The sequence below is a fragment of the Nocardia sp. NPDC051929 genome (assembly GCF_044548645.1).
Classification (GTDB): Bacteria; Actinomycetota; Actinomycetes; order Mycobacteriales; family Mycobacteriaceae; genus Nocardia; species Nocardia sichangensis.
Window position 1 is genome coordinate 26,611 of the sequence record NZ_JBIUCG010000020.1, and the last position, 25,901, is coordinate 52,511.

The window sequence follows — 25,901 nt, forward strand, 5'->3', positions numbered from 1 at the left end:
ACAGGCGAACCGGACAAGTCACAAAGCCCGCGGCCCGCCATTCGACAAGATCACTAACGGAGGTGGCCTACCCGGTCGCGCGCTGATCCGGCTCATGTGAAGCTGAGCACCGCCCGTCCGCCCAGCGGGCGTTGCAGGTCGACGACGACCACGCCGTACTCGCGCTTCTGCTCCGGGTTCGCGCCCTGACACGGCGGCATGCCGCGATGCAGGCCATGGATCAATCGCACGCTCACCAGGTCGGCCGATTCCTCCACCCGCGCGGTGAATCCTATGCTCGGGCAGCCGACCGGGCCGGGGATGTGGATCCCGAGCTTGTCCGTCCCGTCCTCGACGTCGTACTCCGAGAAGGGTAAGGCGGAACTGGATTCCAGGTCCGCGGCATGCGGGATGACAACCATCGTCCCGCCCGCGTATCGCCGGGGACCCGGATCGGCCCGCATCCCCGCCGCCGCTTCCGCGGTGCGCTCCGGAGTGGCGGGCACGGCCGGGTCCGCCTGCTGCCCGCACGCGGTCAGCGTTCCGAACGTGATGGCGGCGACGATCGCCGTACCCATCCTGCGCAGTGCCACCTCTCCACCTTCACACAGGTAGGCGCGGGCGCGGCGGAGGATGCGCGGTGTGGCACCGGTGCGGCTCGCGGAAATGACCGGACGCCTCGACGCGAGAGTGTGCGCGTCGTCACAGCGACCTCGCACAGTGCTTAGCCGGTGCCCATCTATGACACGTCGAATTGAGCAGATTGCTCAACCTAGTATTCAAAGGTTGTGCGTTCAGATCTTCGGAGACACGATATCGGCACCAAGTGCTCAACAATGCGAAGCGCCGGATCGGCGCTGAGCGGACGGGTGGATCCGGATGACCGAGCTCGCCGACCGCGATCTGATCGCAGCTCCCTACGACCTCGCCGACCGTTACCGCGTCGGCTCGGGGACCGTTGTCCTCACCGGCGTGCAGGCCATCGCGCGGCAGCTGGTGGAGCAGCATGTGCGTGATCTGCGCGCCGGGCGGCGAGTGGGCACGTTCGTGTCCGGGTACCAGGGCAGTCCGCTCGGCGGCGTCGACAAGATGCTGTCCGGCATGCCGGAGGTGCTCGCCGAGCACGACATCTCGTTCGTCCCTGGATTGAACGAGGAACTGGCCGCGACCTCCGTGTGGGGCAGCCAGGCGGAGCTGCCCGCGGGCGCGGCGACCCACGACGGCGTCGTCGGTGTCTGGTACGGCAAAGGCCCCGGCCTGGACCGCGCGACCGACGCGCTGCGCCACGCCAACATGTACGGCGTGCATCCGCGCGGCGGCGTCCTGCTGCTGGTCGGCGACGATCCGGCGGCCAAGTCCTCCACCGTGCCCGCGGTGAGCGAGCGCTCCTTGGCCGCGATGAACATTCCGGTGCTGTTCCCGCGCAACGCCCGCGAGATCATCACCATGGGCCTGCACGGCGTCGCCCTGTCGCGCGCCTCGGGTTGCCTCGTGGCGCTGAAGATCGTCGCCGACGTCGCCGACGGCGCGTGGACCGTGGACGGTTCGGTGGGTGACATCGACATCGTGGTGCCCGAAATCGACTGGGAAGGTCAGCGGTTCCACTACCGGCAGCGTCCGATGGCCGCGCCCGCCGACAGCTTGCTCGCCGAAGCGGACCTCTACGGTCCCCGCTGGGAGATGGTGCGCGCCTACAGCACGCGCAACGGCCTGGACGTGATCGAGGTGAACCCGGCCCGCGCCACGATCGGCATCGCCGCCACCGGGACCACCTTCGACGCGGTCCGCCAAGCGCTGATCGACCTCGGCGCCGACGACGAAGCGCTGTACAGCGCGGGGATCCGCCTGCTGCGCATCGGAATGCCGTTTCCCCTCGCACCCGACCGGGTCGGCGAGTTCGCCGCCGGGCTCGACCAGCTGATCGTCGTCGAGGACAAGACCGCCTTCATCGAAACCCAGATCCGCGACATCCTGTACGGGGTCGCGGGCGCGCCGGAAATCCTCGGCAAGCGCGACGAGGCGGACCGCCCGCTGTTCGGCGCCGACGGCGAACTGACCTCCGGGCGCGTCGCCGCACCGCTGCGCCGCGTGCTCGACGGGCACCTCGAACTGAAACGTCCGCTGCCGCAGCCGCTGTCGCTGTCGGTGCTGCCCGCCAAGCGCGCGGCCTACTTCTGCAGCGGTTGCCCGCACAATCGTTCCACCGCCGTTCCGGAGGGCTCACTGGCGGGCGGCGGCATCGGCTGCCACACCCTGGTGACCATGTCCGGCCGCGCCGACAGCAAGGTCACCGGGCTGACCCAGATGGGCGGCGAAGGCGCGCAGTGGATCGGTCAAGCGCCGTTCACGGACGTGCCGCACCTGTTCCAGAACATCGGTGACGGAACGTATTTCCACTCCGGCCAGCTCGCCGTGCAGGCGTGCGTCGCCGCTGGCGTGAACATCACCTTCAAGCTGCTGCACAACGATGTGGTCGCGATGACCGGCGCGCAGCACGCCGAGGGCGCGCTCACGGTGCCGATGCTCACCCACAAACTCGCCGTCGAGGGCGTCCGGCGGATCATCGTCTGCGCCGACGAGCCCGAGCGCTACCGCAAGCGCGATCTCGCTCCCGGCGCCCTCCTATGGCACCGCGACCGCCTCGACGAAGCGCAACGCACACTGCGCGAGATCCCCGGCGTCACCGTGCTGATCTACGACCAGCACTGCGCGGCCGACGCGCGGCGGCAGCGCAAGCGGGGCGCCCTGCCGGTGCGCCGCACCCGGGTGGTCGTCAACGAGGCGGTGTGCGAAGGCTGCGGCGACTGCGGGGTGCAGAGCAACTGCCTGTCGGTGCAGCCGGTGGACACCGAGTTCGGGCGAAAGACGCGGATCGACCAGACCTCGTGCAACACCGACTACAGCTGCCTGAAGGGCGACTGCCCCGCGTTCGTCACGGTCGAACTGCCCGACCCGGCCGCGCGGAAGCCGCGCCGAGCCGTTCGCGCGCCGCAGCCGCCGCGGCTGCCGGACCTGATGCACGAACCGCCGACGACCACGCAGAACGTCTTTCTCGCCGGTATCGGCGGCACCGGCATCGTCACCGTGAACCAGGTCCTGGCGACCGCCGCGATGCGCGCCGGGTACGAGGTGGCGAGCCTGGACCAGATCGGCATGAGCCAGAAGGCCGGGCCGGTGGTCTCGCATCTGCGTTTCGCCGTCGGGGCGCTGGAGCCGGCCAACCGGCTGGCCCCGGCCTCGGCCGACTGCATCGTGGCGTTCGACCTGCTGGCCGCCACCGACAACAAGAACCTGGCCTACGGCTGCGCCGAGACGACCGTCTCGGTCGCCTCCACCAGCGAGACCCCGACCGGGGACATGGTCTACGACCGGTCCGTCACCTACCCCGGCGAGGCGACGTTGCTGCGGCGATTGGAACAGGTCTCGCGCTCGGTGCGGTCCTTCGATGCTCTCGCCGCCGCGGAGGCGCTTTTCGGCAACACTGCCGCCGCGAACTTCCTCCTGGTGGGCGCAGCCTACGAACTCGGTGGCCTGCGGCTGCCGGGCACGGCGATCGAGGAGGCCATCGAGATCAACGGCGTGGCCGTGGACGCCAACCTCGCGGCCTTCCGCTGGGGCCGGGTCGCGATAGCTCGGCCGGAGGAGTTCGCCGCCGCCACCACGCGTCGCACGGCCGAACGCACTCCGGTACCGGTGCCGGCGGACCTGTTCGACGAGCTGACCGCGACGGGCGAGACGCGGCGGCTGGTCGAGCTGCGGGCCGTCGAGCTGATCGGCTTCCAGAGCGTTGCGATGGCGCGCGACTACGTGGCCACGATGCAACGAGTCTGGGCTGCCGAGCGCGAGGTGACCGACCGTACCGAGTTCAGCGAGCAGGTCGCGCGCGGGCTGTACAAGTTCACGGCATACAAGGACGAGTACGAGGTGGCGCGACGGCTCACCGATCCGTCGTTCCTGGCCGAGGTCGCCGCGCAGGTACCCGAGGGGGCGAACCTCACCTATCGGCTGCACCCGCCGGTCCTGCGTGCGCTGGGACGGAAGGACAAGATCGGAATGGGGCCGGGCAGCCACTTCGCCCTGCGCTTGCTGGCCAAGGGAAAGCGGCTGCGCGGCACGAGATTCGACCCGTTCGGATACGCGCACGTGCGACGCGTGGAACGTGAGTTGCGCACTCACTACACCGCGATGGTGACAGACCTCGCCGAGGGGCTGGACCGGTCGGGCTACGACCGCGCCGTGCGGGCGGCCGCGCTCGCCGACGTGGTGCGCGGATACGAGGAGATCAAACTCGCCGGCGTGGCGGTCTACATCGAACGTCTGCGGGAGCTCGGCATCGAGCCGCCGCGCTGTTAGTGGGCTCCGACGCCGGTGGCCGGTCGGAGCGCCGCGCGGGCGTTGCCGGGACCAACGCCTCAGCAGGTCTTCGCCGCGAACCGAGTCCGGTGTGCCACCTGTGACCCGGCGAGCTCGTGGAAAGGCCACCCGTCGGCGAACGCCTCAGCCGGTGTAGCCGGTCACCTTGCCGATCCACGCGACGAAATCCGCGGCGTCCTCGTTGCTGCCGTGCCCCGCGTCCCAATACATCGCGGCGTCGACCTGGTCGCCCAGATTCGCCAGGCTCGCGGCGAGATTGCCCACGATGGTCAGCGACGCATCGGTGTCCTTGGTGCCGACGCGAATCCACCAGTGCTTCGCCCGGGCGGGATTGCGTTGGCGGAGAAAGAACATGGGGTTCATCATGCTGATCTTCTCGGGCAGGTCGCTGTCGAGTTGCGCGCCCGGGTCGCCCGTCGCTCGCCGCAGGCTGAACGGGGTGAAGTGCCTGGCCTTGACGGTGCCGGCACCGAACAGGTTGTTCTCCGGAGAGGACAGGTCGAAGGCGTCGAACGCGGGCACGCCCTTCTTCCGCTCGCCCACGTGCGCGAGGAAGTTCGGCCAGGTGAACTCCGCCCGGTCGCCCGACCAGGTGATCCACGTGTTCGCCGCCAGGTAGCTCGAACGCTCGGAGTCCTGCAAAGCGGTCAAATACCTGGTCGCCGCCGGTTCGAGGTAGGTCCGCACGAGGTAGTTGCCGTAGTTGTCGGCCGTGATCGGCCCGAATCCGTCCGCCCCTTGCAGTTCCAACGATGCCTGATAGTCCACGAACGCGGTGCTCAGTTCGCGCGAGGCCGTCGCGTCCAGTTCGCCGGAGCGCAGCGGGTTGGCGCCCCAATTCCACTCGTAGGCCATGTCCGCGTGGTCGAGATCGGTCACGGGACAGTAAGAAGCGGCGGCGAAAACGGCGTCGCTCGCGTCCGCCGCGCCGAGTTCGGCGAGATACCGGTCGTACATCCGGTTGTCGGCGGAGGCAGCCAGCAGCGCGGTCAGCGCGCCGCCCGCGCTGACCCCGGTGGCGACGATCCGGTCGGTGTTTCCCGGAACCCGGCCGGAGTTGTGCCGCAAGTATCGGACCGCGGCCTTGAGATCCACGATGGCGGCGGGCGCCACGCCGTAGTACGTGCCGTCCGGGGCGACCAGGTCGCGCCCGCGCGCACCGGGCTCGACGACGACATAACCCGCCGCGAGGGCGAGCTCGCGGTTCCTGTCCCGATCACCGCCGTCGTCCGGCTTGCCGCCCTCGGCCGCCGACGACAGATAGCCGCCGATGGAGTTGCTCAAGAGAATCGGAGCCTTGCTCGCGTCGACGGTGTTCCCGTCGATCTCGACGGGAACGCTGACGTTCAAGCTCTGATACGTCTTGTTCACCGGTTTCGCCACGTAGACAACGCTGTCGTAGAACCGGTAGGTCACGTTCTTGTCCCGCTCGAAGGTGGCGACGGTCTTCTTCCGCACCGTGAATTCGTCCGGGTCGAAAGCCAACTCGTCCGCCGGTTGCGCGTCGCTTTTCAGCAGGCCGCAGGCGGCGAACATCGGTGCGGCAACCGCCGCCACACACCCCTCGAGCATCGCCCTGCGCCGCACAGCGCTCTCCTTCGCCTTCGTGGCAAGCGTTCGGCGTCGCGGCCGTAGCGGCGTCGGTAGAACTCTTGCCCGGAACGAATCAGCTGGTCATCGGGTCGCTGAGATCGAAGGATAGCGGTAGGAGACGCCGCGCTGGCGTACCTGCGCGGCTGCGCCCGACGCGTCCGCCGAAAGGCGGGCGTCGGGCGCAACCTGCCGGTCGGCGGTCAACGACCGCCTGGTGGCGCGTCGGTCGGGTCATCTACTCCCAGCACTCGCTCGGCCCGTCGCAGGACGAGGCAGCGCGAGGAACAGATGACGTGGATTTCGAGAGCGCGCCGGGCTTGTCCCTCGGTGAGTTCGCCCGGATCGGTGAAGCAGTCGCCGATATTGGAAGTGACCGATCGCATGCGAGATCAGCCGACTTTCACCGGGACGACCGCGACGGCGGCGAATCGAGCACGACCGACGGTAAGGGCGACCAAACCGGCATTGCCCGCCGTGGAAATCATCGGACCGGCGATCGAAACGAATTCGAACCCGCTCACCAGGAGCACGCCGAGCAGGCCGAGGCCGTTCGCGAGTGCGTTCGCCGCGAACGTTTGCCACGTTTCCTCGTGCGGTTTGGACCACACATGCCGGAGCGTTGGAATGGTGGCGATGAGATTGGCGCATATCGCGAACAGCGCGCCGAATGCCTTTTCCTGTACGCCGACCGTCACCAGCACGCATGCGATCGAGGAGACCAGGCAGGCCCAATCGATATTGTCTTCCGGCCGCAGGCCGGACCCGCGGGTGATGCCGACGACGATGACCGCCGCGTTCATCGCCGCCGCGGCGGCGTTGATGGCTGCGGCCAGATAGCCGCCCTCGAGGTACGCCACCACCGCGAACACCGTGTTCGCGGTGCACCAGGCCGCCCACGACGCGATGCGCGGCCGGGTGTCCCCTTCCAGTATCCCCGCCAGGTACGCGATGACGCCGAACAATGAAATGCCGACGCTGAGACACGCCAAAGACGAGCTCACATTCCAGAAATCACTCACGCGGAACTTTCCTCACAGATTGTTGTCGTTGCACGCAGAGATGGCCGACATTGGCGATCGAATCATTACGAACACGCCGAAGGAGACAAGGCGGGTGCGGTGATGGGAACCGGGGGTTGCCTGCGGGAAAACACTTCGGGATGATTTGTCCAGGTGACTCGAAAGTATCGTGACATGACAACTCGGACGTCACCAATCCAGGACGGTGCCGTAACCATCTTTTAACCGCCGATTCGCAACCGCGATCGACGGCTGGTCATTCTGCCGGAGATTCGGATGTGAGCTACGGAACAGGCAAGCGTCGAACCGTATCGTAGGATTGCGCACGTCGGAGTAAGCGACATCAGCAGTCAAAGAATCTGCACTTCGACTGTCGGGGTTCCCGACGTCAGCGGCAAGGGTCTACGCGATGCGCCCAGCGTCGGATCCTCGCCGACCACCTCGCTGGACCGCCGGCTCTCCGTGCATCGCTGAGACCTCGCCGGATCCGGAAGCCGCGGCGTTTAAGAGGTGTAGTGCTCGGACGACCCGCTGTGCGTGGACCATGGTCGCGACTCGACCCGGCAAAAGAGAAACGGCCCGGAGCGTGTGCTCCGGACCGTTCCGCAGTAGCGGGGACAGGATTTGAACCTGCGACCTCTGGGTTATGAGCCCAGCGAGCTACCGAGCTGCTCCACCCCGCGTCGGCTTTTCCAACAGTACACATGGTGGGCGCGAATAGCCCAATCGTGCTGGTGAGAGGGCATGTTGCGGGTGGCTCGGCGAGGCCTGGGCAATCTTTTGCGCACGGGTGGAACCGAATGCGCCGACGCCGCGTCCAACCATGTGACGAGAAGTATCCGACGCAGATTGCGAGACGAGGAGTGGAAGGTGACGTCCAGCGTGCGGTCGGTGGCACGAGCCCGGGTGGCCCGCTGCAAGAGCGTGGTGCGTCAGCGGCGCGGCCGCAGGATCCGGCCGATGGGCCGCGGTGTGGTGGTGGTCCCGGCGACCGGCGTGGCTGCGCCGAAGCACCATCGCGCCTATTGTGACGGTACTCGAGGTACAGGGTCGAAGGCTTGCCGCTCGGTCGGGGGCTCGAGTACTGCCCGTCCTGCGCGTAGCGCCGGCGGATAGGTAAGAGGCGCGCGGAAGCGCGCTGATCGAAGTGAAGGGGGCTTTCTTGAACGCCGTTCGAACCAGTAGGGATTCCGAACAAGCAACCGGGCGTGTCGCATTCGTCCATCCGGGCTTGCGCGACTATCTCGATCCCGCGGATGGGTCGTGGGGGAGCGTGTTCGGGCCGCATTTCGAGTTGGAGTTCGCCGACTACGACCAACTGGCCATGCGCAGGGACGCCGGCGGCGCCCCGATCGTGCTACCCGTCAACAGTGAAACCCAAGCCGAAAGCCTGCGGTCGGTTCGCGCCCGGCACGCCATGGGGCTCATCGTCGCGGTCACCGATGACGTCGGTGGTTACTCGACCTATGCCGCGATACGCTCCGGCGCCAACTTCGTGATCAACGTCGCGATATCCGTCGAGCGTCAGGCCGACCTCGTTCGCGCGCAACTCCTCGACCGCACGCGCTCGGCACCGGGGAAGCCGCTCCCGGCGGTGCTCGGTGCGGTGACCGGCCGCGAACCGAACGAACCGGCACGGCAACGCCTGCGCGGCCGGTCCGCTACACCGGCCACCGGCGCGGATCAGTCCGGCCGAGATGGTCTGACCGAGTCGGACACCCGGCTGCTGCGCATGCTGCGCACGTCGATGACCGTCGCCGAGATCGCGCGCCTGAACTATCTTTCGGAGCGGTCGATGTATCGACGCATCCGCAGCCTGTACGACACCTTGGGCGTGGGCAGCCGGGCAGAATTGGTCGGTTCGGAACATCGAGCGGACGTGTCCTTTCCGCTCACCGTGCTGCGCGGCTGATCGGTAGCGACGGTGCTGTCGAATTCGCCCGCGAAAGTGAGCCGTCGTATCGCATTGCGCACGTTCGGAGTGGTTGCCGCCGTGGCTGTTCCGTCTGCTTGCCGTCCGGCCGCACCACCCGGCGTGCCCGGCCCGGATGGGCTCGACGAGACTGTCCGTCCGCAGGACGATCTCTACCGGCATGTCAACGGGAGGTGGTTGCGCGACTACCGGCTGCCTCCTGATCAATCGGTGAGCAGCCCGATAACCGAAGTGATGCGGCGCGTCGAACAACAACTCTCGACCGTCATCCAGGAAATCCGCGAACCCGGGCTCGGTACGTCCGAGCAGCAGGTGCGCGACCTGTACGCGGCCTGCCTGAACACCGCGGCTGTCGAACGCCTCGGCACGACGCCGCTCGCCGACCTCTTCGCGGCGATCGACGCGGCCGCGTCCAGATCCGAGTTGGCCGGCGTCATGGGCATGCTGCCGATTCCGGGAGTCATCTCTCTGTATGTCGACATCGATGCCAGGGATGCCCGCCGATATGTCGCCACCCTCGCGCAGTCCGGTCTCGGGATGGACAGCCGGTACTACCGGAACTCCGATCTCGGCGCGCACCGTGACGCGTACCGGGCATTCTTGGCGCGAGTCGCGGCCGTCGCGAATTTCGCGGATCCGGCGGGCATGTCCGACCGAGTGTTCGAACTCGAGCGGCAGCTCGCCGTCGCTCACTGGGACGCGGTGCGAGACCAGGACGCCACGGCTACCTACAACCCGATGCGCTGGTCCGAAGTATGCGGTCTGGCAGATGATTTCGACTTCGACGCGTGGCGCGCCGGACGAACGTCGCGGCCACCGGAACTGTTCGCCCATGTCGTGGTGCGGCAGCCCGACTTCATCACCGCGGTCGGCCGGCTGTGGGCCGATACGGATATCGCGCACTGGCGTGACTACCTACGATTGAGTCTGCTCCAGGAGTTCTCTCGTTTCCTGCCCTCCGGAATCTCCGACGTCAATCTCGAGTTTCGCCGCAAGTTCCTCGGCGGTGCGGGCCGGCCGGCCGAACCCTGGCAACGAGCGGTCGCCACGGTGAATGCCGAGTTGGGCGGCCAGCTGGAAAAACTCTATGTGGCGAAGCATTTTTCGGCCGCGGCCGAGGCCGCGCTGCGCGAGCTGGTCGACGATCTGTTCGCGGCCTACCGTGTGGCATTGCTCGACTCGCTATGGATGTCGCAGTCCACGCGTTCGGCCGCCGTCGCCAAACTCGACAAGATCACGATGATGATCGGCTCCCCGCGGCACCGACCGGACTGTGCGGGCGCGTCGGTCGATCCGGACAAGTTGATAGATTCGCTGCGCAGCATCCGCGATCTCGCCAGGCGGCGGGAGTTCGACCGACTTGCCACTGCGGTCGACAAGGGCGAGTGGACAACCACCGCGCAGACCGTCAACGCCTTCTACAACCGATCGACGAACCAAGCCGTCTTTCCCGCCGCCTTCCTGCAGGCGCCATACTTCGACAAGGACGCGGATCCGGCGGTGAATTACGGCGCGATCGGTGCGATCATCGGGCACGAGATCGGCCATGCGTTCGATGACCAAGGCGCTCGATACGACGGTGACGGCAGGCTGCGCGAGTGGTGGACTGCCGAGGACCGCGCCGCGTTCGACGCTAGGACCAAGCAATTGGTCGATCAGTACGACAGCCTCGTTCCCGAGGGTTTCGGTGCCACACACCGGGTGAACGGGCGGCTGACCGTCAGCGAGAACATGGCGGATCTACGCGGTCTCCAGGTGGCGGTCGCCGCCTACCGACGGGCCGCGCTCCGCCGGGGCACCGTGCCGGACTTTCGCACACTGTTCTTATCGTGGGCGCGGTGCTGGCGGGTAAAACAGACACAACAGTTCGCCGCCGCGGCGCTGGCCGCGAACAGCCACGCACCGAGTGAGTTCCGAGCCAATCAAGTTGTCCGCAACGTATCGGAGTTCTACTCGGCCTTCGACGTCACACCGCGAGATCGACTGTTCCTTCCACCAGAGCAGCGAGTCGTTCTGTGACGAAGCACCACCTGAATTTTGCTTTTCCAGAAGTAACGACGACAAGGAATACGATATGCAACTCGACTATCTCGACTACCTGACCTGGGACGAACAGCACAACATCGCCTATCTTGCGCTTCGGCAGAACAACAAGGGGGCGCGCCACGCTGCCCGCACCCTGCGCGTACGCGACGAGGACAGCGGCGAGATCGTCGCCGCCCTCGACTTCGGCGACGACGGCGAACTCATCGGCATCGAGTTGCTGAACGCGGACGTCCAGCTCGGCGCGGCGTTGAAGAGGAGGGCCCGCGCGGGGGAAGGCGAGTGACCCGATCGCGCCGGACGTGAACCGCATCGCGTTCGACAGCTACAACCTCGATGGAACCGAACGACTCGAGGAGAGATATGGCCGCCACCGTGGCACGCTACGGGCCCGACCTTCGCCCACGGCGAGACCAGCCGAGTTTGTGGGACGTCACCGCGACAGAACTGGCGAGGATGCGTCGCGGCTTCATCGGCTGGTTCGCCATCCTGGTACCTGTCATCATCACCGTTCCGCTGTATCCCATGTCGTTGGCATCGCCAGAAGGCCGGTCGGGCCATACCTGGACGGTGTTTCGCGACGTGGTTCTCGAAGGCTGGGGCGTCCTGATCCCCATGACGGCCGCATTGCTGGCCGCCCTCTCGGTGCGAGCTGATCAGGACGCCTGGCGGTTGCTCTTCTCGTACGCGGTGCCGCGCAACAAGTACCTGCTCGCCAAGTATCTCGGGCTGGCCGCGCTGACCGCGGTGTCCACTACGCTGCTCGCGTTGCTGCTCAGCGTCGGGGCAGCATTGAGCGGCCGGTTCGGGACCAGCGTCGCGACTATCGTCGCCGCGTCCTACCTGCCTTGGCTGGCCGGGCTCGGTACCGCGGCAGTGGCCCTGGTCGTCTCGGTGGTTTGGGGCCTGGGCCCCACCATCACGACCGGTGTCGTCGGCATGATGTCGGGCATGCTCATCGCGGACAAGAGCTGGTGGATGGCGGTGCCGTTCGCCTGGCCCATGCGCGTGATCCTGCCCTTGGCCGGGATCGGCCCCAACGGCGTTCCCCTACCGGCCGACAGTCCGGTCCGGGACCACGGTGTCATACTGCCGGCCATCGCGCTCTCGATCGGACTCGCGGTGCTGGTTCTGGCTCTTGGCTCGCTCCACATGACGCGCAAGGAGATCTGACCGTGTTTGCTTTGGAAGTGGCGCAGCTGCACAAGCACTACGGAAAACACCACGCTCTCGACGGCGTCGATCTGTCGGTCCGCACGGGAGAGGTCTACGGGCTGCTCGGCCCGAACGGCGCGGGCAAGTCCACCTTGATGAAAACCGTTCTGGGGCTTCAGCGGCCGACCAGCGGCGTCATCCAGTTGTTCGGCCGACCCTATGATCGGACGCTGCTGGTCGATGTCGGCGCATTGATCGAGACACCGGGATTGTGGCCGAAACTGGACGCGGTGACGCATCTGCGCATTCACGCCCGACTGCGCGGTGTGCCCGAGGAGTGGATCGAGGAGACCTTGGCCGTCGTGCAGTTGACCGAGGTCCGAACCCGCAAGGTGCAGGCATACTCCCTCGGAATGCGCTGGCGTCTGGGTATCGCGATCGCTTTGCTGGCGCGACCGAAACTCCTACTGCTCGATGAGCCGACCAACGGCCTCGACCCGGTGGGCATCCGAGAGATGCGGGAACTCATTCGTACTCTGGCCGCCAACGGAACAACGGTCTTCATATCGAGCCACCAGTTGTCGGAGATCGCTCAGGTGTGTGACCGGGTCGCCGTTCTGGTCGCCGGAAAGACGCGCTACGAGGGCACCGTTCAGGGGATCGCGGGCGACGGTGATCTCGAGGAGGGGTTTTTCCGCATCCTCGAATCGTGCGGTTCGCAGATCCGCTGAAGCACTTGCACGCAGCGCCGGGTGAGGGCGATTCGGATCGCCATGTCGGCGGGCTCCTCGGTCCCGGGCACGAATCCGAATCCGCCGTCGACCTGTTGCTGCGCTAGCAGGAAGCCCACTGCCCGCGCGGGAATCGGCTGCTGGGTCAGTCCGAACTCGGCGCAGCCCAGCAGCAAGGTGGCAAGCGCGTCGAGGTCGTAGCGGCGGATCGCCAGCACCAGAAGTGAGTCCAGGACGGCGGCCCATTCGGCCGCGGATGCGCCCGAGGCAGCTGCGGCGTCGACCGCGGCCAGCGCACGCCAGCGCGTCGGATCGGAGCACAACATGGTCAGCGGTTCTCGAGGCGGCGAACCGGACCGTTGCGCGTTGCGCTCCGGTGTTCGGGCGGCCGGATGCTCCCTTGACGTCTCGGCCGCCAACCACTTCCGCGCAGCCGCCAAAGACCGGTCGGCGAGCGCCGGACCGGAATCAGTGGATCTCATCGTGCACGATGCCGTTCTCGCTCCGCTGCGGCCATCGCCGCAACCATTGTCGTGTGATGGCATGTTCCGAACGTGTATGCCTCGGCGACCGGGCCGCTCAGTCCCGACAGTCGGATCGGGTCGAACAGGGGACCCGGCACCGCACCGTCGGCCAGCCTGCGGCGAGTCAGCGTTTGCCATCCGTGCGCGGTGATCGCGCTGTCGTCCTGCGTGACCGCCAATAGGCACAGCATCAGCTCGCCCGCCAAGTCCATGTCCCCGGCCGCGAGATAAGTCCCCAGCAGGGTCCGCATCGTGGCTACGAGCGCCGGTGCGGTACGCAGCGGCCGCGCTGCGAAATCCGTGGCATAGAAGACAACGTGGGTGAGCGCGTAGACCTCGTCGTCGCGCAGCCAGATCGGGTCGGGCTCCGCGGCGGCAATGGTCGCCCCGACCAACTCGTCCATCGGCGGCAGAGTATGCGGGAACCGGCCGAGCTCGAGCGCATACCGCAGCTCCAGACGGGACAGCGGCGGGTGCCAAGCGCCGTCCCGGCCACCGCATCCCGTTTCGAGTACCGTGCGCACCCGTTGCGCAGCACTTGGTATCGGGAAGCCGAGGTCAGCGAGCAAGGCCACCAAGTAGGCGCGATACGTGAACTTGTCGTCCGCACGCCCCAGTGCGTCGTGGAAGGCGGCCGCTTCCACCAGCGTGCGCGCCAGCCCGGTCGCGCCGTCGACGAGCGGGTGATCGCGCCATCGCCCACGACACAGCACACGGCACAGCACGAGCAGTTCGAGCGCAGCGCCCTCTGGGAACTGCCGGGCCGGCAGAAAACGATCCCACTGTGCTGGATCGAACCAGCGTAGGTTCGCGGCGAGCCAGTCCAGTGCCGCTTCCAGTATCGGAGTACTCGCTTCGTGATCGACCGCGGCCACTGCGGGCCATAGCGGAAAGCCGTGGACCCGGCCGCGCTGGTCCTCGGCGGGGTGCAGGCCGGTCGCCGACATCATCGCCCGATCCTGATGCGGATCGCGGCGGTGAAGAACAGCGCCAGGCACACCAGGACCAGCGCGTCCACGCCCATCGAAGCGAAGCCTGGCCCGCCGACCAATACCTGTCTGCCCATGTCGACCAGATAGGTCAGCGGATTGAGGCGAATCAACACCGAGAGCCAGGACGGCACCCCGGCGGGTTGGAACACCGAGCCCGAGAGAAACAGCATCGGCAGCATCGTGATCTGGACGCCGGCCTGCAACGTCTGGATCTGCCGCAGCGCGGTGGCCAGGAACAATCCGAGCAGGCTGAAGACCGCCGACCCGAACAGGTAGATCGCCGCGGCTGCCGCGATCTGCGCAGCTGTCGGTGACAATCCGAATACCGGCGCGCACAACAGCAACAGCGAACTCTGCGCCCCGACAACCACCCCGGTGCCGGCGACTTTGCCCATCGGCAGACACATCCGGGGCACCGGCGCGACGGTCATCTCGCGCAGCACGCCGAACTCTCGATCCCAGGCGTACGACAATCCGGTGGCGATTCCGATCGTCGCCACTTGGATGGCGATGATGCCGGGCAGGATATAGGCGCTGAAGGAGACCGTGCCCACGTTGCCGACCATGGCGTCGAAACCAACGGCATAGATGACGATGAAGAACAGCAACTGGGCGGCATTGCTGATCAGTAGTCCCGGACGACGGATCTGGCGTTGCAGGTCCCGGTACGCGATCACCGCAACGGCCCTGATGCTGCCGACCATGACGCGTTCCGGCCGATGGTCGGTCGTCGCCTGCGATGCGGTCACGGCATGTCCTTCCCGGTATGTGTAGTCGCGGCGGCGTAGACGTCGTCCATCGACGGGTTGTGCACGGTGACACTCAGAATCGGCAGCTGGAGCACGCGCACGATGTCGGCGACCCGCCGATCCGGCTCGGCGCACCGGATCTCCAGCGTCGTGAGCCCGGTGACCACCTCGAACCCGGCCGCGCGTAATTGCTCACCGGCCGCGGCGTCGTCGTGGGTCCGCAGCCGCACACAGGAGACGTGCAAATCGTCTTTGAGGTCTACCGGCGATCCCGATCGGCCGATCCTTCCACCGGCCATGATCACGATTTCGTCCGCGTACTCGGCTTCGTCGAGGTAATGCGTGGAATAGATCGTGGTGATACCGAGTTCGTCGCGCATGCGAAGCAGATCGCGCCAGAAGACCCGGCGAGAACGCGGATCGAGTCCCGTTGTCGGCTCGTCCAGGATGAGCAGACCGGGACGATGCAAGAGGGCGCGCGCCAGTTCGACCCGCCGAGCGGTTCCGCCGGACAAGCGTTCGACGGTGGCGCGCCGTTGCTCGGTCAGATCCAACAAAGCGAGCAGCCGATCGATCTGTGCCGCGGCGTCGACGCGGCGCATACCGAAGAGCCGGGCGTGAAACCACAGGTTCTGCTCGATGGTGAGTTCTTTGTCCAGCGTTCGTTCCTGGAACACCAGACCCAGCTGCGCGCGGGCACGCATCGGAGCGGTGCGCGCATCGTTGCCGAAGATACGCACGGACCCGGATACGGGCCGGGCCGCGGTGGACAGCACATTGAGCAGGCTGGATTTGCCCGCACCGTTCGGCCCCAGCAGCGCGGTCAGGCGGCCGGGGGCCGAACTCAGCGACACCGAGTCGACGGCCGACGTGGCGCCGTACCGCACGACGATCTCGGTGAGTTCGAAGGCGTTGACCGTCATCGGAAGTGCACCTTTCAGCTCAATGCCAGGACGCGATCCCACGGACGCGCGGGAGCCTCGGCCGCAGTGCCGAGCATCCCGTCCGGAATCACCGACAACAGCGCGCACGCCACCCCCGCGGAGCCCTCGAGGATCCCGGCGACATCCAGCAACTTGAACTCCGTAGGCCCCGGCGCCGACCGCGGATACCGCATCGGATGCCGGAAGCCGAATGGCGCGTCGGCATCCGCCATGGCCAAAATGGTGGAGGCGAGACGGGTTTTCGCGCCGAGCAGCACGTCGTCCCGCTCTGCCGTGCCGATTCGATGGACGATCTGCAGCAAGCCCGCGTAACCGTGGCATACCGTCGGCCCCGCGAGGGTCCAGCGCGATTCGTCCCTGGCGAGGGCATCGTGTAGAGCACGGACAGCGTGCAGGCGCCACTCGGCGATGTCGAGGGTTTCGCCCGCATGGTGTACCGCCGCCGCGACTCCCGGCGCGCCGTAGCACCAGGCGGTCCGCGTGAACAGGCTGCGCGGCGGTGCGGCGGCGACTTCGTCATCGAATCCGACTCGGCAGGGCCAGTACGTGCCCTGGTCGTCGGTGCGTATCCACCGGATCAACCACGTGACCATTCGCACCAGAGCCTCTCGCAGTCCCGGCACCTCGTGGCCACGGCGCAGGGCCAGCGACATGATCATGACCGGCCCTGGAATTCCATGCGCGAGACCTAGATTGAAGTCACCACGCGGGTAGTCGCGGCGGTCCTGCTCGACTGCTTGCCGTGCTGCGGGGACCCACCAACCAGGTACTTCATGGCCATCGACGGTGATCGGCCGGCTGATGGTCACCAGGTAACCGAGCGTCTCCCGCAGGGCGTGCTCGACCTGCGTGTCGTTCTCGACGGGATCCTCGACCGAATCGAGCAGCAGCCGTGCCGTGCCGGACAAGCCGTTGACGATGTCGTAGCACTCCCAGGAGATGCCGGGTCCCGGCGCGGCTCGGCACTGCCGCAGCCGGGTCAGTTGATCAGCGGCGAGCCACGCGGCGAGCCTGCGCCGCAGACCGGGATAGTGGTCGCGGCAGGTCTGGGTGGCCGCCAGCAAGGAAGCCGGTCCCGCGTACAGGCCCCGGCTCGGTTGATCGGGCAGCACGGCCCCCGCCGCTTGCACATGCCGATGAGTGACGCTGAACCAATCGGGAATTCTCGCGGCCAACTCCGCGTAGAACAGCGCCGTACCCGGCAGGCCGTTGGACAAGGTCGTCGGGCCCCACATGCCGGCGCCGTAGATGGGATCGCGGTTGTCCGGACGGCCGGCTATGCCGGCGACGGCGGCGGGGTCGCGGAGACGGGCGGCAACGAGCGACACTATTTCGGCGGCCCGCTCGGCCACCGAGCCGACCTGCCGCTGATCGACGTTGCTCATCGCGCGTAGTTCCTCCTGTTGAAGTTGTCCTGCACCGCTCCGCGGGCGATGGCGACGGCTGCCCGCTCCCGATCGCTGTCCCCACCGAAGAGCCGATTGCAGGTCATGTGCATCAGGCTGCCGATGAGCCGGTGGGGCCGTGTCCTGCTGCCCGCTGACGCGAGGCGCAGTTCGCCGACGGCCGCGTCTCGTGGCCGGAGTGCTTCGAGCGCCGCCGCCCCGTGCGGGTCGGCGCGCAGCGTGCTCCACCCGCCGTAAGGGTCGACGATCCCGCGCCAGCGCTGCGCATCCAGCCGGTATGTGCCGGGCAGGGTCTTGCGTGAGCCCGTCAGCGACAGCCAGGCCATCGCCGCGTCGTCGCTCCGGGCGCCGTGACCTGCCGGGTCCGCCTCTGGCAACCCGAAAGCGTCAGCGATCGCAGCGACGGAAACCGCCGCGAATGCGTCGAGCGAATGGGTGCACGTAGGCTCCTCGACCAGATCCAGGAAGCGGATCGCGGCCTCGCTGTCGGCTTCGAACACCCGCTCGGCTGCGGCCATCGCCGCCGCACCGCCGTATCGTTCGGTTTCGGCGTCGTACTGGTCGAGGCGATGAGCTCGGATCAGACCGCCGCGGTGCAAGTCGTCGAGTCGCCGGCCGAGCGGGCGTACGACGGCGCCCCAGATCTCGTCCGGCACGCCGTGGAAGCGAACCCGTAGATGCGGCCCGTCGGGGTCGGTGTACCGGATGAAGAACCAGCGGTCGCAACCATGCCCGCGTGCCTGCTCGACCAGTTCCGGCAAGTGAACGCGGAGGAAGTCGCTCTGGCGCGACGCCGGCAGGTACAACGCGAGAGACAGCCAGTCGCTTCCGAGTCCGGCCGGTCGGCGGTCCGGTTCCAGGTACCCGCCGTGCGGCGATCGGGCCGGTCGTGCATCGCGGCGCGACAGCGGGACGACCACCTCCATCGCGTGTCCGTGGATTCCGTCGGTGAAGTCGTCGTCGCCGGGCACCTCGTGGGCGACGATGGCCGGGTCCTTGCGCAGCTCGTCCCACAGCAGTTCCAGATGCGCCGGATCGGTCAGGTCGAACAGCAGCCGTTGATCCATCTGTACGGCCAGGATTCGATCCGGCACCCGCCATTCGCGGCGCCACTGATCGACCGCGGCGGCGAATTCCGATTCGGGCACATCGATCAGCGCGTCCATACGCCATACCGCGGGCGCGAGGACGAGGCGGCGGTGCCGGACGCGCGGCACGAACGGCAGCTCCGACAAGCCGGCCCAGGTCCACGGCTCCCACAACCGTTGGCCTTCGAGCCCGATCTCCCAGAGCAGCCGGGAGACGTTGGGCGCTTGCGTCATCGGGCTGATCATGGTGTTGAGCACTGGAACGATCTCGCGGCCGGTAGGCAAATGTATCGCGCATATTCGCTCCGTCGTCGCGCCGATGGCCACGTCGGCGAGCGGGATTTCGTCGATACCGGGAGCATCGGGCAGACCGACGCTGATCCGGACACCGCTGTGCGCCGTGGAATGCGCGAGGTTCGCGGCCTTGCCGGACCGGGGCATGAAGGACAGATCGACCCGGGCCGCATTCGTGACATGGACCGGAATCGCGCCGGACTCCGCCGCGACGTCCGCGCGGAGGTCCGGCGGCAGCAGGTCCGCGAACCGGGCCAGGGTCGCTCCGGCGTGGTGCGAGCCTGGACTCGGGGCTACCACGACACGGAAGTCACCGGCGGACAACGCGTCCAGCGATCGTGCGATGACGTGGAAGGTGATCTCGCACGAGTTCGGTACGTCGGCGGCTGGCTCGTCGCCGGGAATCAGCTCGTCGAGCAGCTCGTCGGACAGCTCGATCTCACGGGCGCCATCACGCAGGGCGGTGCCGATCAGGCGGTGCAACAACCGAATCCGGGACGCGTCACGGTCGATCGCCCGCTCCGCCGCCTCTTCACTGTTCGGCCAGCTGTATCCGGCGGGCGCACCCAGGCCCCGGGCGGGATCGAGGAGTTCACGGATGCCGATGATCCGATCGGTACCGTAGCGCTCCAGGAACTTCTCGTGATAGTCCCGCAGCGCTGCGAGCCCGAGCTTGGGTGCCGACATCCGCCACATCAGCGCCGCCGCCCGCTCGACTTCGGTGCGTACCTCGTCGGGGAGCTGAACCTCGACATCCAAGGCGGTGTCGATGTGCAGTGGCGTCTCGTGGGCGTGGAATTCGCGCGCCAAGTCGGCTGTCTCGATCAGCCGTGCGGTACCGGGACCCAGTGGTAGCCGGTCGCTCGACCGCCGGTGCTCGTCGATGTCGCGCAGTGCGCGCAACGCGTTCGCGATCGGCGCCGCAGGCTGGTCGATCTCGGCGAGAACCTCGATCACATGGCACAGCGGATCGCCGCCGTCCAGCGGCGGCCGCAGATCGGTAAGCAGGAATTCCTGCTCCACCAGCATTCGGATCAATTCGGCGACACGTGTCGGCGGGGCGCCGAACCGCGTGGCGGCCGTCGCGGTGAGCTCACCTACCGCGACGGTGCGCGCGGCCGCGTTGAGCACCACCTCCACCACGGGCGAGTCGCGTATCGAGACGACCGATCGGGTCGCTCCGTCCAGTGGCGCACCCAGCGGGGACGGACAATCGAGCACGACCCGCTCGCCGCGGCGGGTCAGCGCGGGGTGGGCACGAACACTCAAGCGGGGCAACAACTCCGGAAGGTCCTGCAAGTCGTGCACGACACCGAGGAGCCACTGCATGTCGAGGTGCGTCCTGGTGCGGTGGGCGGTGCCGCGATCGAGCTTTGCCGACGAGCCGAAGCGCCCGCCCGCCACACCGGAGAAAACCCCGAACGGAGTCGGTCGCGTGCGTGTTCTGATGTCGTAGCGCAGCACCGCCAGGGCGGCGCGACGCAACTGGCTCGCCTTGATCTCCGCGTGCTCTCCACGGTGGACGCGATCGAGCAGGCGGCCGAGACTCGGCGTCGCCAGCATGATCGCGGCGCGCAGCTCGTGGTCCGCCACCGCGGCTCGCACGATGTCGAGGTGGCTGCCCGTCGTCGGCAAACCGCTGCCCCCGACGCGCAGCGGAGCCCGGAGCAGGAAGACGTCCCATGCGCGGAAGATCGAATCCGACACCAGCCCAATTCCTTCGAAGTGTTCGACGATGTGGGGTGTCCGGGCCGAGCGGCGGTGCTCGACCCGGACCTCCGGATCAACAGCAGTGGCTGCAGCCGCTGCCGCCACCCGAGCTGGTGCAGCCGGGGGTGCAGTACGACCAGCTGGTGACCGCCGCGTTGCCCTGGATGTTGCCGACACCCACACGGATGTCGAGATCGAACAGGTCGACGGTTTCCACTGTCTCCACCGGTTCCACAGACGCCGTACTCACGGTGTTCTCCCTTCTGAGGCGAGTGCCCGGCCGATCGAACGACTCGGCCGAGGGAGGCCCAGCGATCCCACCGGGCCCTGCGGCCGGTGCTGTCCCCCCGGGTATCGAGAAAAGCAGCGCCCCTGCGGCGGTACAACGTCGCGATCGGTATCTGGCAGCCGCGCCGTGGGCTGCCAACATGCGCCGGGCACCGCCGCGCGGATGTCGCCCCCGCCGCGGTTGAACCATTCGGAACCCGACCGCTACACAAGTGGGTGTGGACTCGGACGAAGCGCTGCTGGCCGCGGTGGCAAGGGGGGACCAGGCATGTTTGCGCGTGCTCTACGAGCGGCACGCGCCGACGATGCTGCGGTTGGTTCGCAGGATGACGACGCAGAGCGGGGTCGCCGAGGAGATCCTGCAGGAGACTTGGCTCGCCGTCTGGCGCTCGGCGGACAGCTTCCGCGGCGAGTCGTCGGCGCGCGGCTGGCTGTTCGGCGTCGCGAAGCGTCAGGCCCACAACTACTTGCGCAAGTCCGTGCTGGTGACGGTCGATCTGGACGAGACCGCGGAACTGTCCGACCGGACCGGCACCGTCGAAGACATCGTCCTGGCCAATGCCGCCAGGGGCGATCTCGTCGCGGGAATCCGCGAACTGCCCGAGCATCTGCGTGAGGTGTTGCTGCTCGTCCTGGTCGACGACCTGTCCTATCCGGACGTCGCCGCGATCCTCGGTATCCCGGTCGGCACGGTGAAGAGCCGGATGTCCCATGCCCGTAAGCGGTTGGCGCTGGCGTTGGCCGGCACCACCGCCGACCTGTCCACCCGATATGGAGGTGAGAAGTGACTTCCCCGATCTCATGGGGGCCGCATCTTTCGGATGACCAGTTGGTCGGTGGACGCGACGATGCCGCCGCCGCGCACCTGAGCGCCTGTCCTGATTGTCAGGCCCGCGCCGAGGGCTGGCAGAACGTGGCAGTCGCCGCGCGGCAGGTCTCCGCCGCATCGGCCGGTGTGTTCCGCACCCCTTCCTTCGATGCGCTGCTCGGCGATGCCCTCGGCATGCCGTGGTCCACGCCGAGGCGAGCGCGGGCCCTCGGATGGCCCGGGGCGCTGTCGGTGGCCGCGGCGCTGGTGCGCGCACAGCTGCGCCTATTGCCGCGCGCGCTGCTCGTGCTGAGCGTGCTCGGCTTCGTGGGGTGCGTCGTCGGGGCCGTGCTGACGAAGCGAAGCGAGTCCGCGCCGACCGTGTTCGGCCTTGCGGTAACCCTGGTGTTCCAGGCCGGAACCCTGACCGCGTGCCGATCGCGATCGGATCCGCGGCTGGAGTTGTTCAGCACTCTGCCCATCCCGCCCGCCGTGGTGTTCGCGTGCAGGCTGGTGCTGGTTCTGCTCGCCGACACCGCGCTCGCGCTGTTCACCTCCGTGCTGGCGAACCGCCTGGGCGCGGCGTCGGACGTCTCGGCCATGATCGCGGGCTGGCTCGGTCCGGCGATGTTCGCCTCGGCGGTCGGTGTCGTCTGCGCGGTCTGGAGTTCCGCGCAGATCGGGGCCGTGGCCGGGGCAGTCGTATGGCTGCTCGGCGCCGCCGCGTCCTCGGATGCCGGTCCGGCGCGACGAATCGGCGCGCTGATCGAGCCACTGTGGTCCACCTCGACGGCATCGCTCGTGCTCGCGGCGCTGCTGCTGGTTGTCGCCGCGGTCGGGATGAGCAGGCCGCGATACGACGCGGTGGTCGGATGAACCCATTCGCGCCGACCCGCTACCACCACGATATGAATCCGATCTGGCTGTACGAAGCTCGCCGCTGCGGGGGAGGTGTGCTGGCCCTTCCGCTGCTGGTGGCCGCGTTGATCGCCCTCGCGTCGGCCGTGTTCGGCGCCGACGAAGTGTTGTGGAGCGCCGCGTTCGAAGCCATCCCGCTGGTGGCGGGACTGGCTTGTGCGACAGCCGTAGGGCGAGAGCGGTCGATCGAGGTGCAGCTGAGTGTGCCGACGCCGTACCCGGTGACCGTCGGGCGGCGGGTCGCACTCGTCCTCGGTACGACGGCCTGCGCCGTGGTGCTGAGCGGCCTGTCCGCGATGATCACCGATGGGCCCGCCGTCCTGGCGGGCAATCTGGTCTTCGCGCTCGCGCTGATCAGCATCGCGACTTGGGTCGGCGCCGGTTTCGGTTCCACCAGTGGAGCCTCCGCCGTCGTCACGACGGTGTGGTTGGTCAAACTATTGCTGCTGAGCGAGGTCGCGCGGCACACTCAGGCGGTGCTACTGCTCGCCCTCGCGGCGTCGTGCGTCCGGCCGACCCTCCTGCGCGTCACCGACAGCGAGGCACAGTTGCGCGGAGCACACCGATGAGCGCCTTCCTGGGGCTGGGCGCGACCATCCGCTATGAGGCGACGCTCGCACTCCGGCAGCGGGTGTTGTGGTTGTCGCTGCTCCCGCTCACCGCGTTGATCATGGTACTCGGCGGCTTTCCGCACGGCCGGAACCGAAGCGGGGAGATGGCCGCGATCGGTGACACCGCTCTGCTGATCAATTTCCTCGGTTCCCTCGGCATCGCCATCGCGCTGGCCGACCGCTTGGCCGGGCAGCGCAGACCCGGTCTGCGTGAATTGTTCGGGGCCACCCCAGCAGGCGGTGGGATCAGGTCTCTCGGTGTCCTTCTCGGGCCATGGCTGGTCGCGTCGATTCCCAGCGCGCTCGTCTTGTCGGCCATGGGCGCGTGGCTGACTATCACCACCGGCGAGCCGGAGCTGTCGGTTGCGGCGGCAGTCGGACTGCTGACGATCGTGGCGCCGGGATCGCTGCTGCTCACCGTCCTGGCCAACGTCGCGAGCCTGCTGCTGCCCAGCACCGTCGTCCGCGTGCTGCTCTTACCGTTCTGGTACTGGGCTACGGTGCTGACGCCACTGATCCCTCTCCCGACGGTGGCCAGGACAGTGCTGTCCCCGCTCGGCGACTACCAAGCGGCGCAATGGCTGGACGTCACGCTGGCCCGTCAGGACGGCGACTGGCTGCATCCGGCGCCCGGTTTCCTCCATGGAGTCGCCGCGCTCGGAATCACCCTCGCGACCACGGCACTCGCCTTTCTCGTCGGCCATCTGCTGCTGGCCGAGAACCGTTGAGCTGGAATGGAGTTCGGATGACCATCACCCTGCGCAACGTCACCAAGGTCTATCGAGGCGGCACGGTCGCCTTGCACGAGATAGACCTGACCGTCCTCGACGGCATGACCGGACTGCTCGGCACCAACGGAGCAGGCAAGACCACCCTGATCCGGATCCTGACCGGAACCATTCGGCCGACCTCGGGGACGGTATCGGTCTGCGGCCACGACCTGTCCACCACCGCGGGACGCACCGCCGCGAAGCGGCTGCTCGGTTATCTGCCGCAAGAGCTCACGCTCTACGCGGACTTGACCGGACGAGAGTTCCTCGACTACGTCGCTCTGCTCAAAGGCATCGACGACAAACGGAACCGGTGGTCCCAGATCGACAGCTTGCTGGAGCGGGTCGGATTGGATTCGGCCGGTGCGCAACGGATCGGCCGGTATTCCGGTGGCATGAAACGCCGACTCGGTATCGCGCAGACACTGCTCGGGGACCCGAAGCTGATCATCGTGGACGAACCGACGGCCGGACTCGACCCCGAGGAGCGGATTCGCTTTCGCGCTCTGCTCGGCCGGCTCGGCGGCGATCGGATCGTCGTCCTCTCCACCCACATCCTCGACGACGTGGCGCACAGTTGCCCGATGGCGGCCGTGCTGACCGAAGGCCGGATGGCCTATCACGGCACGACGCCCGGATTGGTTGCCCTGGCCGAGGGCCGGACGCATTTGGTGCGCGCCTCCCACGAGCCGCGCGGCGACTTCACCGTGGTGAACGTCACCAGCACCGCCGAGGGACCGGAGTACCGGATCGTCGGACCGACGCCGCCGCCCGGCTCGCGTCCGGTTGCTCCGACCTTGGACGACGGCTATATCGCTCTGCTGCGAACCGCCAGGGCGGGGACGCCGTGATCACGCCGTCGCGCCGCCGGTGAGTGTCCTCAGGTAAGCGTGCTGACGTGGGAACCGGGCACGCAGCACACCACCGATCGCTTGTGCGTGCTGGTCGGTGGCGCACCACAGCGGAAGCAGGATGGCGTATCGGCCGCCCACGGCCGTGCTAGCCAGCTCCTCCAGCAGACAGTGTTTCCCCTGTTGAACGAAGAACTCGCGTAGCTTGTCGTCGACCTCGTCGCGGACTATGCCCTCTGCCGTGCGGTAGCGGCTGGAATCAGCAAGAGCCGCATACCAATCGCGGAGTTCGGTGAGATGAATCGCGCGGGCGGCACTGCGGTGTTCGTCCGTTCCGATGGCCTGCAGAACCGCTTCGGCCTCGGCCTGGCTGTCCACCCACTGCAGTACGACCGCCTGCGGCGGGCGAAGTCCGTTGCGCCTCGTGTGCGGGCCGACCGTGAGGAGCGCGGTGCGCTCGGCGGCGACCGCGAAGTCGAAGCCGTGCCGGGCCGAGCGAAACCACAGATCCCAGTCCTCGTATCCGGCGTGTTCGGTCGTCCAGTAACCGACCTCCGCCAGCAGCTTTCGCACGTGACCGACGCGGGTCGGCTCGAACATGGCATTGGTGGTCTGCAATTCGGGATGCCAGATCAGATCGGTGAAGCCACTGCGATCCAGCTCCGCGTCGGACTCGTCGACCCGTATGCAGCCGGTGGCAGCGAGTGCGGCGCCGCCGTCGAGCAGCCCGAGCAGTGTCGCGAGGTGGGTCGGTGACCACCGATCATCGTGGTCCAGGTACGCGACATACGGCGCCGTCGCTGCCGCGACCCCCGCATTGCGCGGCCCTCCGGGGTGCCCGTAGGGGCCGACGCGCAGCAGTTGTATCCGCGGGTCGCGATAGGCGCGGACGACGTCGTCGGTGTCGTCGGTGGAGCCGTCCGAGACGACGAGCAGCGTCCAGTCGGCGACGGTCTGCGCCAGTACGCTGTCTATCGTTGCCCGGATCGCCGTGGAACGGTTGAACGTCGCGCACACGATATCGATCCGGGACGGCCGGTGAACGGACAACAACTCTCCTGGGTCGGGTGGGGCCTGTTCTCGACCTTATTCGCCGCGGCTGCCATCGCCGCTCATGAACC

22 protein-coding genes and 1 tRNA gene are annotated in these 25,901 nt (G+C 67.6%); 11 read left to right on the plus strand and 12 right to left on the minus strand.

What is annotated here, in order from left to right:
- Positions 1 to 92 precede the first annotated feature (92 nt).
- Positions 93 to 572, minus strand: coding sequence for a hypothetical protein (locus ACIHAX_RS26090; RefSeq protein WP_355073468.1), 480 nt, complete (start codon positions 570 to 572; stop codon positions 93 to 95).
- Positions 573 to 858: 286 nt separating this feature from the next.
- Here ACIHAX_RS26090 and ACIHAX_RS26095 point away from each other — a divergent pair, with 286 nt between their 5' ends.
- Complete coding sequence (locus tag ACIHAX_RS26095; protein WP_397280089.1) at positions 859 to 4,332, plus strand: indolepyruvate ferredoxin oxidoreductase family protein; 3,474 nt, start codon at positions 859 to 861, stop codon at positions 4,330 to 4,332.
- 144 nt (positions 4,333 to 4,476) lie between these two features.
- On the opposite strand, the gene ACIHAX_RS26100 is transcribed toward ACIHAX_RS26095, so the two are convergent.
- From ACIHAX_RS26100 to ACIHAX_RS26110, 3 genes are all read right to left on the minus strand, one after another.
- Entirely contained in the window at positions 4,477 to 5,940 is a 1,464-nt protein-coding gene (locus tag ACIHAX_RS26100; protein WP_364433294.1) for a subtype B tannase, read from the minus strand.
- 395 nt (positions 5,941 to 6,335) lie between these two features.
- Positions 6,336 to 6,965 carry a hypothetical protein gene (locus ACIHAX_RS26105; RefSeq protein WP_355073472.1) on the minus strand — a complete coding sequence of 210 codons (630 nt, stop codon included), beginning with the start codon at positions 6,963 to 6,965 and terminating at the stop codon, positions 6,336 to 6,338.
- A gap of 609 nt (positions 6,966 to 7,574) precedes the next feature.
- Positions 7,575 to 7,648 (minus strand) — tRNA-Met (locus tag ACIHAX_RS26110).
- Positions 7,649 to 8,127: 479 nt separating this feature from the next.
- On the opposite strand from ACIHAX_RS26110, the gene ACIHAX_RS26115 reads away from it, so the two are divergent.
- The 5 genes from ACIHAX_RS26115 (at position 8,128) to ACIHAX_RS26135 (ending at position 12,827) form a co-directional block, all read left to right on the plus strand.
- Positions 8,128 to 8,877: a hypothetical protein gene (locus ACIHAX_RS26115; protein ID WP_397280091.1), complete on the plus strand. Its 750-nt coding sequence runs from the start codon at positions 8,128 to 8,130 to the stop codon at positions 8,875 to 8,877.
- Positions 8,878 to 8,958: 81 nt separating this feature from the next.
- A complete protein-coding gene (locus ACIHAX_RS26120; protein WP_364433287.1) occupies positions 8,959 to 10,917 on the plus strand; it encodes a M13 family metallopeptidase in 1,959 nt (652 codons plus the stop codon).
- A 55-nt stretch (positions 10,918 to 10,972) separates the two neighbouring features.
- Positions 10,973 to 11,227: a DUF2283 domain-containing protein gene (locus ACIHAX_RS26125; RefSeq protein ID WP_397280093.1), complete on the plus strand. Its 255-nt coding sequence runs from the start codon at positions 10,973 to 10,975 to the stop codon at positions 11,225 to 11,227.
- A 77-nt stretch (positions 11,228 to 11,304) separates the two neighbouring features.
- The gene (locus tag ACIHAX_RS26130; RefSeq protein WP_397280095.1) at positions 11,305 to 12,114 is read left to right on the plus strand and encodes an ABC transporter permease; all 810 of its coding nucleotides are present in this window, start codon (positions 11,305 to 11,307) and stop codon (positions 12,112 to 12,114) included.
- Positions 12,115 to 12,116: 2 nt separating this feature from the next.
- Positions 12,117 to 12,827 carry an ATP-binding cassette domain-containing protein gene (locus tag ACIHAX_RS26135; protein WP_364433278.1) on the plus strand — a complete coding sequence of 237 codons (711 nt, stop codon included), beginning with the start codon at positions 12,117 to 12,119 and terminating at the stop codon, positions 12,825 to 12,827.
- Here the strand turns inward: ACIHAX_RS26135 and ACIHAX_RS26140 are convergent.
- The 7 genes from ACIHAX_RS26140 to ACIHAX_RS26170 form a co-directional block, all read right to left on the minus strand.
- Positions 12,749 to 13,309, minus strand: coding sequence for a hypothetical protein (locus tag ACIHAX_RS26140; protein ID WP_364433275.1), 561 nt, complete (start codon positions 13,307 to 13,309; stop codon positions 12,749 to 12,751). The genes ACIHAX_RS26135 and ACIHAX_RS26140 overlap by 79 nt on opposite strands.
- The gene (locus ACIHAX_RS26145) at positions 13,306 to 14,301 is read right to left on the minus strand and encodes a DUF6895 family protein (RefSeq protein WP_364433272.1); all 996 of its coding nucleotides are present in this window, start codon (positions 14,299 to 14,301) and stop codon (positions 13,306 to 13,308) included. The genes ACIHAX_RS26140 and ACIHAX_RS26145 overlap by 4 nt, the downstream gene beginning before the upstream one ends.
- Positions 14,298 to 15,092: an ABC transporter permease gene (locus ACIHAX_RS26150; protein WP_355073488.1), complete on the minus strand. Its 795-nt coding sequence runs from the start codon at positions 15,090 to 15,092 to the stop codon at positions 14,298 to 14,300. Before ACIHAX_RS26150 ends, ACIHAX_RS26145 begins: the two co-directional genes overlap by 4 nt.
- Positions 15,089 to 16,015 carry an ABC transporter ATP-binding protein gene (locus tag ACIHAX_RS26155; RefSeq protein WP_364433268.1) on the minus strand — a complete coding sequence of 309 codons (927 nt, stop codon included), beginning with the start codon at positions 16,013 to 16,015 and terminating at the stop codon, positions 15,089 to 15,091. The genes ACIHAX_RS26150 and ACIHAX_RS26155 overlap by 4 nt, the downstream gene beginning before the upstream one ends.
- Before the next feature lie 14 nt (positions 16,016 to 16,029).
- Positions 16,030 to 17,421 (minus strand): lanthionine synthetase C family protein, encoded by a 1,392-nt coding sequence (locus ACIHAX_RS26160; protein ID WP_364433266.1) that lies wholly within the window; start codon positions 17,419 to 17,421, stop codon positions 16,030 to 16,032.
- Complete coding sequence (locus tag ACIHAX_RS26165) at positions 17,418 to 20,531, minus strand: lantibiotic dehydratase (RefSeq protein ID WP_397280099.1); 3,114 nt, start codon at positions 20,529 to 20,531, stop codon at positions 17,418 to 17,420. The genes ACIHAX_RS26160 and ACIHAX_RS26165 overlap by 4 nt, the downstream gene beginning before the upstream one ends.
- A gap of 76 nt (positions 20,532 to 20,607) precedes the next feature.
- Entirely contained in the window at positions 20,608 to 20,784 is a 177-nt protein-coding gene (locus ACIHAX_RS26170) for a gallidermin/nisin family lantibiotic (protein WP_281875328.1), read from the minus strand.
- 256 nt (positions 20,785 to 21,040) lie between these two features.
- Here ACIHAX_RS26170 and ACIHAX_RS26175 point away from each other — a divergent pair, with 256 nt between their 5' ends.
- Genes ACIHAX_RS26175 through ACIHAX_RS26195 form a run of 5 tightly spaced genes read left to right on the plus strand, consistent with a single transcriptional unit; the run spans position 21,041 to position 24,780 of the window.
- Complete coding sequence (locus tag ACIHAX_RS26175; RefSeq protein WP_355073496.1) at positions 21,041 to 21,610, plus strand: RNA polymerase sigma factor; 570 nt, start codon at positions 21,041 to 21,043, stop codon at positions 21,608 to 21,610.
- Complete coding sequence (locus ACIHAX_RS26180; protein ID WP_355073498.1) at positions 21,607 to 22,506, plus strand: hypothetical protein; 900 nt, start codon at positions 21,607 to 21,609, stop codon at positions 22,504 to 22,506. Before ACIHAX_RS26175 ends, ACIHAX_RS26180 begins: the two co-directional genes overlap by 4 nt.
- Positions 22,503 to 23,117: a hypothetical protein gene (locus tag ACIHAX_RS26185; protein WP_397280102.1), complete on the plus strand. Its 615-nt coding sequence runs from the start codon at positions 22,503 to 22,505 to the stop codon at positions 23,115 to 23,117. Before ACIHAX_RS26180 ends, ACIHAX_RS26185 begins: the two co-directional genes overlap by 4 nt.
- Complete coding sequence (locus ACIHAX_RS26190; protein ID WP_397280104.1) at positions 23,114 to 23,887, plus strand: hypothetical protein; 774 nt, start codon at positions 23,114 to 23,116, stop codon at positions 23,885 to 23,887. The genes ACIHAX_RS26185 and ACIHAX_RS26190 overlap by 4 nt, the downstream gene beginning before the upstream one ends.
- 17 nt (positions 23,888 to 23,904) lie before the next feature.
- Positions 23,905 to 24,780 carry an ATP-binding cassette domain-containing protein gene (locus ACIHAX_RS26195; protein WP_397280106.1) on the plus strand — a complete coding sequence of 292 codons (876 nt, stop codon included), beginning with the start codon at positions 23,905 to 23,907 and terminating at the stop codon, positions 24,778 to 24,780.
- On the opposite strand, the gene ACIHAX_RS26200 is transcribed toward ACIHAX_RS26195, so the two are convergent.
- The gene (locus ACIHAX_RS26200) at positions 24,781 to 25,830 is read right to left on the minus strand and encodes a glycosyltransferase (RefSeq protein ID WP_364433249.1); all 1,050 of its coding nucleotides are present in this window, start codon (positions 25,828 to 25,830) and stop codon (positions 24,781 to 24,783) included. It abuts the gene before it with no gap.
- Positions 25,831 to 25,901 lie beyond the last annotated feature (71 nt).

What these genes read in the sequence shown, in the direction of transcription:
- ACIHAX_RS26095 (WP_397280089.1), top strand. Translation starts at nt 859, where the DNA reads ATGACCGAGCTCGCCGACCGCGATCTGATCGCAGCTCCCTACGACCTC.
- ACIHAX_RS26125 (WP_397280093.1), top strand. Translation starts at nt 10,973, where the DNA reads ATGCAACTCGACTATCTCGACTACCTGACCTGGGACGAACAGCACAAC.
- ACIHAX_RS26130 (WP_397280095.1), top strand. Translation starts at nt 11,305, where the DNA reads ATGGCCGCCACCGTGGCACGCTACGGGCCCGACCTTCGCCCACGGCGA.
- ACIHAX_RS26140 (WP_364433275.1), bottom strand. Translation starts at nt 13,309, where the DNA reads ATGAGATCCACTGATTCCGGTCCGGCGCTCGCCGACCGGTCTTTGGCG.
- ACIHAX_RS26145 (WP_364433272.1), bottom strand. Translation starts at nt 14,301, where the DNA reads ATGATGTCGGCGACCGGCCTGCACCCCGCCGAGGACCAGCGCGGCCGG.
- ACIHAX_RS26155 (WP_364433268.1), bottom strand. Translation starts at nt 16,015, where the DNA reads ATGACGGTCAACGCCTTCGAACTCACCGAGATCGTCGTGCGGTACGGC.
- ACIHAX_RS26160 (WP_364433266.1), bottom strand. Translation starts at nt 17,421, where the DNA reads ATGAGCAACGTCGATCAGCGGCAGGTCGGCTCGGTGGCCGAGCGGGCC.
- ACIHAX_RS26185 (WP_397280102.1), top strand. Translation starts at nt 22,503, where the DNA reads ATGAACCCATTCGCGCCGACCCGCTACCACCACGATATGAATCCGATC.
- ACIHAX_RS26190 (WP_397280104.1), top strand. Translation starts at nt 23,114, where the DNA reads ATGAGCGCCTTCCTGGGGCTGGGCGCGACCATCCGCTATGAGGCGACG.
- ACIHAX_RS26195 (WP_397280106.1), top strand. Translation starts at nt 23,905, where the DNA reads ATGACCATCACCCTGCGCAACGTCACCAAGGTCTATCGAGGCGGCACG.